The 7,988-nt window shown below is 35.5% G+C and carries 6 protein-coding genes; 3 read left to right on the top strand and 3 right to left on the bottom strand.

All coding sequences use genetic code 11. The features are described 5' to 3' along the window. The coding region (locus tag ABGX27_07425) for a tetratricopeptide repeat protein (protein MEO2069324.1) at positions 1 to 460 on the bottom strand (460 nt) is incomplete at its 3' end. A gap of 52 nt (positions 461 to 512) precedes the next feature. Between ABGX27_07425 and recG the strand changes: the two genes are divergently transcribed. Next, on the top strand, positions 513 to 2,969 hold the full coding sequence (gene recG, locus ABGX27_07420) for an ATP-dependent DNA helicase RecG (GenBank protein ID MEO2069323.1): 2,457 nt from the start codon (positions 513 to 515) through the stop codon (positions 2,967 to 2,969). A gap of 105 nt (positions 2,970 to 3,074) precedes the next feature. On the opposite strand, the gene ABGX27_07415 is transcribed toward recG, so the two are convergent. Together ABGX27_07415 and serA are read right to left on the bottom strand one after the other, a co-directional pair. Beyond that, positions 3,075 to 3,266, bottom strand: a complete 192-nt coding sequence (locus tag ABGX27_07415) for a hypothetical protein (protein ID MEO2069322.1) — start codon at positions 3,264 to 3,266, stop codon at positions 3,075 to 3,077. Positions 3,267 to 3,364: 98 nt separating this feature from the next. After that, positions 3,365 to 4,957 (bottom strand): phosphoglycerate dehydrogenase, encoded by a 1,593-nt coding sequence (gene serA / locus ABGX27_07410; protein ID MEO2069321.1) that lies wholly within the window; start codon positions 4,955 to 4,957, stop codon positions 3,365 to 3,367. A gap of 207 nt (positions 4,958 to 5,164) precedes the next feature. Between serA and ABGX27_07405 the strand changes: the two genes are divergently transcribed. Continuing rightward, positions 5,165 to 6,727 (top strand): FIST N-terminal domain-containing protein, encoded by a 1,563-nt coding sequence (locus tag ABGX27_07405; protein ID MEO2069320.1) that lies wholly within the window; start codon positions 5,165 to 5,167, stop codon positions 6,725 to 6,727. Continuing rightward, positions 6,715 to 7,986, top strand: a complete 1,272-nt coding sequence (locus ABGX27_07400; protein MEO2069319.1) for a bifunctional diguanylate cyclase/phosphodiesterase — start codon at positions 6,715 to 6,717, stop codon at positions 7,984 to 7,986. Before ABGX27_07405 ends, ABGX27_07400 begins: the two co-directional genes overlap by 13 nt. Positions 7,987 to 7,988: the final 2 nt, after the last annotated feature.

Genomic DNA, 7,988 nt, shown 5'->3' with positions numbered 1-7,988 from the left:
TTATGTAAAGATTTGAAAGCATAAGGTATACATCTTTATCTTTTGAGAACTCCAAGGCCTCTTTTAGAAACTTTTTGGCTTCTTTTCTGTTTCCTTTAAGAATAGAAATTTCCCCAAGTATTTTTAAAGCTTGAGAGTTTTTAGGATCTACTTTTAAAACCTTTCTGGCAAACCTTTCTGCATCGTCAAGTTTTTTAAGACTTGCCGAAAATTTTGCTGCTTCTAAAAGAAATTCTTCCTTGTAATTAGAAAGCTCTACCGCTTTAATAAGGTTCTCATAAGCTTTGGTCAAGTTTCCCTTATTCTTTTCCTGTAAATAAACCATATAGTAGTAAAGGAAATTTTGTGCTTTTTTAACTTCTTGCGAAGGTTTTAAAGCAATCTTATCTTTCTGTGTTGTTGATGTCACACAAGAAAATAGGACTGGCAAAGTGGCTAATAGGTATATCGCTTTTCTCATTCCTTCCTACCCTTTAAAATAAAATGATACCAACTATTATAAAGGACAATAGATGAGGAAAACGCTAGAAAGGATAAAGAAGCTCTTAAATCTCATTGTCCGTGAAGACTTTAAGTATTTAGATAGGGTAAAAGATCCTCACAAAATTTTAAGATCTCTTCTAAAAGAACTTTACCCTTACCTTGACAGTAAGAGAAAAAAGTGGATAGAAAAAGTCATCTCGTATCTTGAAAAGTACGAAAGTTTTTCTCTCGAACAAAAGAAAGCCTTTTTACGAGAGGTTCACAAAGTAATTACTTTAAAGTTTTCTCCTGAAGATATAGAAAAAGCAAAAAGCGGAGAGTTAAAAAAGGAAAGAATTATCAGCGGTACTCCGGACTTTAAAAGGAAAAAACTTTATCCCATAAAGGCTTTCTTCCAGCCAATATCAACAATCAAAGGAATAAAAAAGACAACTGTAAATAGACTTAAAAAACTCGGAATAGAAACTATCCTCGATGCAATTTACTATTTACCCTTTAGATACGAGGATAGAACAACGATAACTCCTTTAGCCTATTTAAAACCTAACGAAACCACTTTAGTAAAAGGGAAAGTGGTTAAACTTTCCGTTTTCGAAACTTCCAAAAAGAAAAAGAAAATACTAAGAGTTATCCTTTACGATAAGACCGGAACTATAACCCTTATTTTCTTCCAAGAAAAAGTTTTCGGATACTACAAAAAACTTTTTTCTACCGCCAAAGAACTTGGAAAAGAGATTCTTGCTTATGGCATTGTAAAGCGGGAACTTGGTGGATTTTCAATGGTTCATCCAGAAGTTGAAGTTCTCGATAAATACAAAGGGAAACTTGAAAAACTGGGAGTAATACTTCCAATCTACCACACAACAGAAGGAATAAGACAGACAACCCTTAGGAAGGATATAGAAAGCGTCATTAAAAAGGCAGTTCCGTTTTTACCAGAATACTTACCAGAAGATATCTTGAAAAGAAACTCTTTTCCCGATGCTCCAACTGCTTTCTGGAGAGTCCACTTTCCTTTTGACGAGGAAGCAGAAGAACTTTTAAACTTTAAAACTCCCTACCAAAAAAGGGTTATCTTTGACGAACTGTTTCTTTTCCAGTTAGCCTTGGCACTTCACAAGCAGAAAATAAAGAAAGAAAAAGGAATTGCTTTCCCTGTAGATGAGTCTTTGGTAGAAGAGTTTAAAAAAGCCCTTCCTTTTAAGTTAACAAACGCTCAAGAGAGGGTATTAAAAGAAATAATAGAGGATATGAAGAAAGAGTTCCCTATGAACAGACTCGTTCAAGGAGACGTCGGAAGCGGTAAAACGGTTATTGCTGCCGCTGCTTCATTTTTTGCGGTAAGGAGTGGTTATCAGGTAGCAGTAATGGCTCCAACAGAAATCCTTGCCAACCAGCACTTTAAAAAGTTTAAAGAGTTTCTAAAACCATTTGGAATAAGAGTTGGACTTTTGACAGGAAGTATGACAAAAAAAGAGAAAGAAACAATGTACAAAGCAATAAAAGAAGGATTTATAGAAGTTGTTGTCGGAACTCATGCTCTTATCCAAGAAAATGTTGAGTTTAAAAACCTTGGACTTGTAATAATAGACGAACAGCACCGGTTTGGAGTAAAACAGAGAGTTCTTCTAAAAAAGAAAGGGAAGATGCCAGATGTCCTTGTTATGACAGCTACTCCAATACCAAGAACCCTTGCAATGACAGCCTACGGAGACCTTGACATTTCTATCATTGACGAACTTCCAGCTGGAAGAAAACCGATAAAAACCAAGATCCTCTTTGAAGACGAAAGAGAAACGTTAATAGACTTCCTATTTAAAGAACTGAAAGCTGGAAACAGAATTTACATAGTTTATCCTCTTATAGAGGAATCCGAAAGGCTTGAACTGAAAGCTGCCACAGAAATGCACGCATTTTGGAAAGAAAAACTTGCACCTTTCTCAGTTGGGCTACTTCACGGCAGAATGAAACAGGAAGAAAAAGACGAAGTAATGGACAAGTTCAAAAAAGGAGAGTATCAGGTTCTTGTTTCTACAACGGTTATAGAAGTTGGTGTAGACGTTCCGGAAGCTACAGTTATGGTAATAGAACATGCAGAACGGTTTGGACTGGCACAACTCCACCAGCTAAGAGGTAGAGTAGGAAGGGGAGATAGACAGTCCTACTGTTTCTTAGTTACAAAAAGGGACGTAAGCGAAGACTCAATAAAAAGATTAAAAGTTTTAGAGTCCACAAACGACGGGTTCAAAATAGCAGAAGCAGATCTTCTATTTAGGGGTCCGGGAGAAATATTTGGAACAAGACAATCCGGTATTGGAGACTTCAAAATTGCCGATTTAAGAAGAGATTTTGAACTATTAAAGCTTGCAAAAGAGGAAGCCGAAAAACTTGTAGAAGAAAATCCAAATCTTGAAGGATTAAACGATTTAAAGGATTTGATGAAATTTAGATTCGGTGAAAAGTTTGATTTTGTTGAGGTGGGATAAAGTTACTTACTTCCCCACACATCTTTAAGGACTACAGAAATAAAATAAGTAAAAGCTATTCCTACAACCAATATACCAAAGATACCAATAGCCAGCTGAAGGGATTCATTCATTTTTTAAATCCTCCAAAAGGTGCTTTATTTTAAGATAAATCCTTGCCATTGAAATTAACAGGCTTGATTCTATCCATAAACCCAAGAAGAACAGTGCTATATTGAGATGATTATGGAGTTTAAATATCAAACTTGCCGTTCCACCACCTACAGCAATAGCAAACGCTGAAAGGATTTTCAGCACATCAATATAAAACTCTATCTCTTTCTCTATTCATTTACTCATTGCTTAATGCACATTTAAAATGAACAGTCCCCAAGAAAGGGGACAAAAATAAATATTTAAAGACTTATCTGCTTAACCTCTAAAATCTCTGGGATATTTTTAATTTCATTAAGAGCTTCTTGAGGAACGTCATCGTCAACCAGGATAACTCCCTTAGCTTCTTTACCTCTTTCAACTCTTCCAAGCTGAAATCCTGCAATGTTTACGTTGTACTTTCCAAGTATAGAACCAATCTTTCCGATAACTCCTGGAACGTCAAAGTTCTTGATAAGTAGAAGTTTCCCTTCCGGAGTAAGTTCAAATAGGAAGCCATTAATCTCAACAATCTTAGGGAATTTATCATCCATAACCGTTCCGGCGATTGTAAACTCTCCAGCATCAGATTTACAAGAAACCCTTATTAGTTTCTTAAAGTTAATTCCTTCTGGTCTTTTTACTTCAACAATAGTAATTCCTTTTTCCTTTGCTAAAAATGGTGCATTGATGAGGTTTACTGGAATATCAACAATCTTTTCTAAGAAACCTTTTAGGAAGGCTGTTGTAAGAGGTTTAACATCTTCCCCTAAATCTCCTCTAAATTCAAGGACAATCTCCTTAGACCTAGAACAAGCAACCTGAACAGCAAAAAGTCCTAGCTTTTCCGCAAGCTCCATGTAAGGTTTTAAAGTTTTAGCAGCAGCTGTATCATCGTATGGAGCATTAACTGCAAACTCTACTTCTTCTCCACGAAGAGCAGCAAGAACTTGGTTTGCAATTATTACTGCAACATTTGTTTGAGATTCAAAAGTGTTTGCACCAATGTGAGGAGTAACAACGATGTTTGGAGCATCAAGCAAGATATTATCTGTGGCAGGTTCTTTAGAGAAAACATCAACAGCAGCAGCTCTTACCTTACCACTTACTAAAGCCTCGTAAAGGTCTTTCTCGTTTATTATTCCACCCCTTGCAATGTTGAGGATGATAACGCCATCCTTCATTTTTTCAATTTCTTTCTTGGTAATCATATTGCGGGTTTCATCGGTTAAAGGAGTGTGAACAGTAATGATGTCTGAACGGCGAAGAAGTTCGTCAAGATCATCAACGAGTTCCACTCCAAGTCTTTCGGCTTTTTCTCTTTTAATATAAGGGTCATAGGCTATTACTTTCATATCAAAAGCCTTTGCTCTTATTCCGACCCTTGAACCTATCCTTCCAAAACCGATAATTCCAAGGGTTTTACCGGCAAGTTCTACTCCCATAAACTTCTTTCTATCCCATCTTCTTTCTTCTTTCAAAGATTTGTGAGCATAAGGAATAAGCCTTGCCGCAGCTATCATCATTCCCATTGTGTGTTCTGTAGCCGCCAAAGTGTTTCCTGTTGGTGCATTTACAACCAAAATTCCGCGGCGAGACGCTTCTTCCAGGTCAATATTGTCAACTCCAACCCCCGCTCTTCCTACAACCTTTAGCTTCTTTCCTCTCTCAAGAAGTTCCTTATTTACAGGCGTTCCACTTCTTGTGATAAGAGCATCGTATTCAGGGATGATTTCAAGGATCTTGTCAAAGTTCCTAAAAAGTTCAGGGTCGTAGGTTAGTTCCACGTCTGGTTGCTTCCTTAAAAGTTCAATACCAGCTTCTGCTATGTGTTCCGTAACAAGAACCTTAAACATCTATTTAAACCTCCTAGATTTTTTACAAATAGTGTAGATTTCATTCTATCAATTTACCTAGCATCTCTTTAAAACAAGAACTAACAATTCATTTTCAAAACTTTCAGCTTAAGTTTTTGAAAATAAACCTTTGAAAAACTTTGAATCCCATTTAAAATTATTTGGGATAATCAAAGTAACGGGGGATTTGAGGAAAGAATGATCAAAATGAAAAACTTCTCTTTTAAAGATGCAAGAGAACTAATAAAAGATTTCCAGATAGAAAAAATAGCATTCCTTACTCCAGAGAAAAGTGTTATCTTTATCTTCTGTGCCAACGGAATAGAAGAACTACAAAAAGTAGGAAGATTTTTTAGGGAAAATACAAAAACCCAAGTTGTTGGGTGCACAACTGCGGGAAACATTTTTAATTCCAAGCTTTATGAAGAAGGAATCGTTGTTAGTATTCTTGAAATAGAGGAAGGAGTAATTTCCTTAGCTTATGCTGATGAAAAAGACGATTACTTAAATGGAAAAATAGTAGCCAGCAGTTTTTCAAAACTTCTAAATGAAAATGAAACTGCTCTATTAATCCTCTTAACAGATGGAACCTACACAGAAGGAGAAGAAGTATTAAGGGGAATTTTTGAAGTCTCTAATAATTTTTCCGTAGTAGGAGGAAAAGCAGGAAATAAAAACATACTTTCCGAAACAGCAGTTCTAATAAACGACAAAGTAACTACCCATGGCACAGTAGGAGTTTTACTAAAAGAGAAAGATGTGAAATATAAACCAGACTTCCTCTTTGACTGGAAAGAAATAGGTAGAGAATATTTAGTTACAAAGTCAAGGAAAAACCGTGTTTTTTCCATCAACCATTTACCTGCCGTTGAGTTTTATAGAAAATATTTGGGAAACGAAGTTGCCAAAGAATTACCAGTAACAGGCATTGAGTATCCTTTAATCTTTAGAGAAAAAAACATCCCAATAGCAAGAGCTTGTATAAAAAAACATAAGGATGGATCTTTATCATTTTCTGGTAATGTTCCTGAAGGCACAAAAGTAAGGTTAGGATGTGGTTCTTTAAGGGATAAAGATAAGTATCTGAGCAAGTTCCACGAATTGGCAAGCAGTTTCCACTGTTTTTTTATTTTTTCTTGCACTGCAAGAAAAACTTTCCTTGGTGATATAGTAAAAGAGGAATTAAAAGTTTTTAATGTTCCAAATTGTGGTTTCTTTACTTTTGGAGAATATTTTTCCAAGTATCTCCTAAACGAAACGCTAACAGTTGTTGGATTAGGGGATAGGAAAAAAGAGGAAAAGGAAATAGGAGAAAAAAAAGAAGAAGAGAAAAAGAAAGGTATTTTACATTCGCTAACACACCTTATTGCAGAAATTTCTAAGGAATACGACCAGTTGAAAGATGCTATAAACAATAGTGGTTTTGGACTTCTTATATTGAACGAAGTAAAAGGAAAACGGGTTTGCGTTTTTGCTTCGGAATCTCTAAAAGAAATTCTAGGTTATGATTCAGAAGACTTTATTCTTGGAAAAGTTAACTATTCTATTATACATCCTGCCGATAGGAACAAGATAAAAATGATGAGAGATAAGTTAATCAACAGTAAGGTTGCTTCTACAAGAATTGACTACAGAATAATTCTCCCAAACCAAGAACAAAGGTGGATACGATCTTACGTGAAAGTCATCGAAAAAGGAAAGGAAGTTATTCTTTCTTTCGAGGATATAACTGATAAAAAAGTGTCAGAAGAAAGAAGATTTTCTACTTAGCAATTTATGACTCTTTAACGGGACTTTACAACAGAAGATTCATTAAAAAGTTTCTTAATAAAACGTTTAGTGCTGTTCTCTTCATAGACCTTGACCATTTTAAACTCATTAACGACGTATACGGCCACGATGTAGGAGATAAAGTTTTAAAAGTAGTGGCAGAAAGAATAAAAGAAGAAACCAAAGAACCTAACGTCGCTTGTAGGTTGGGAGGAGACGAATTCTTAGTTGTATTAAGTGGTCTTGGCAAGGACAGGTATCGGGCCCTTGAAAAAGCAAAGAACGTAGCAAAGAGGATCTCTAAAAGGATAAGTGAGCCCATAGTCCTTGATAAAAATGAGAAGGATTTTATTCTTACCTGTAGTATAGGAATTCTAGCCTTCTCTGGAGAATACTCCTCTAAGGAAATTCTCAAGTTCTCTGATATAGCTGGACACGAAGCGAAAAAAGACGGAAGAAACAGAATCCACTTCTTTGATTCATCCTTAAAAGAACGAGTGGAGTTAGAAGAAAGAATAGGGAACTTACTTAGAAAAGCAATACTTAACAATGATTTAGAGGTTTCCTATCAACCTCAGGTTTATATTGAGCGTTTTCTGCAGCAACCTAAAATTATAGGAGCAGAAGCATTAGCCAGATGGTCTGACAAAGAAATAGGAAATGTTTCTTCAAAAGTCTTTATTCCCATAGCTGAAGAAAGTGGACTGTCAAGCGAGTTAGGGCTTCTTGTTTTGACTAAAGTAACAGAACGTCTTCTAGAATGGCAAAATGATAAAAGAAAAAGAGAGTGGCGTATAAGTGTAAACGTAAGTTATCATCAGTTGATCCGTGATGACTTTATAAAGAATGTAAAAGAAATTCTAGAAAATTCAAAAGTACCTCCTTCAAAAATTTGCTTTGAAATAACAGAAAACATTCTTGTCAAAGATATTCAGAAAGCGAAAGAAATTTTAAATTACCTTCGAAGCTTAGGTTTATCATTATCGCTTGATGACTTTGGTACAGGATACTCTTCTTTAGGTTATCTCCAAGAATTACCAATTGATGAAATTAAAATAGACAGATCTTTCATAACTGGAATTAACAAAAATCCCAAAAGTCAGCAACTGGTTAAGGCAATAGTATCAATTGGAAAGATATTCAAAACACAAGTATTGGCTGAAGGTGTGGAAACAAAAGAAGAACTTCAAACACTTTTAAATTTGGGATGTAAATTTTTCCAAGGATTTCTCTTTGGAAAACCTCAAAAAGACCTATGAAA

Source organism: Desulfurobacteriaceae bacterium (assembly GCA_039832905.1).
GTDB lineage: Bacteria > Aquificota > Aquificia > Desulfurobacteriales > Desulfurobacteriaceae > Desulfurobacterium.
This window is presented reverse-complemented; position numbering and strand designations above follow the sequence as displayed.

Coding starts and splice junctions, on each gene's coding strand:
- recG (MEO2069323.1), top strand. CDS start 513: ATGAGGAAAACGCTAGAAAGGATAAAGAAGCTCTTAAATCTCATTGTC.
- serA (MEO2069321.1), bottom strand. CDS start 4,957: ATGTTTAAGGTTCTTGTTACGGAACACATAGCAGAAGCTGGTATTGAA.
- ABGX27_07405 (MEO2069320.1), top strand. CDS start 5,165: ATGAAAAACTTCTCTTTTAAAGATGCAAGAGAACTAATAAAAGATTTC.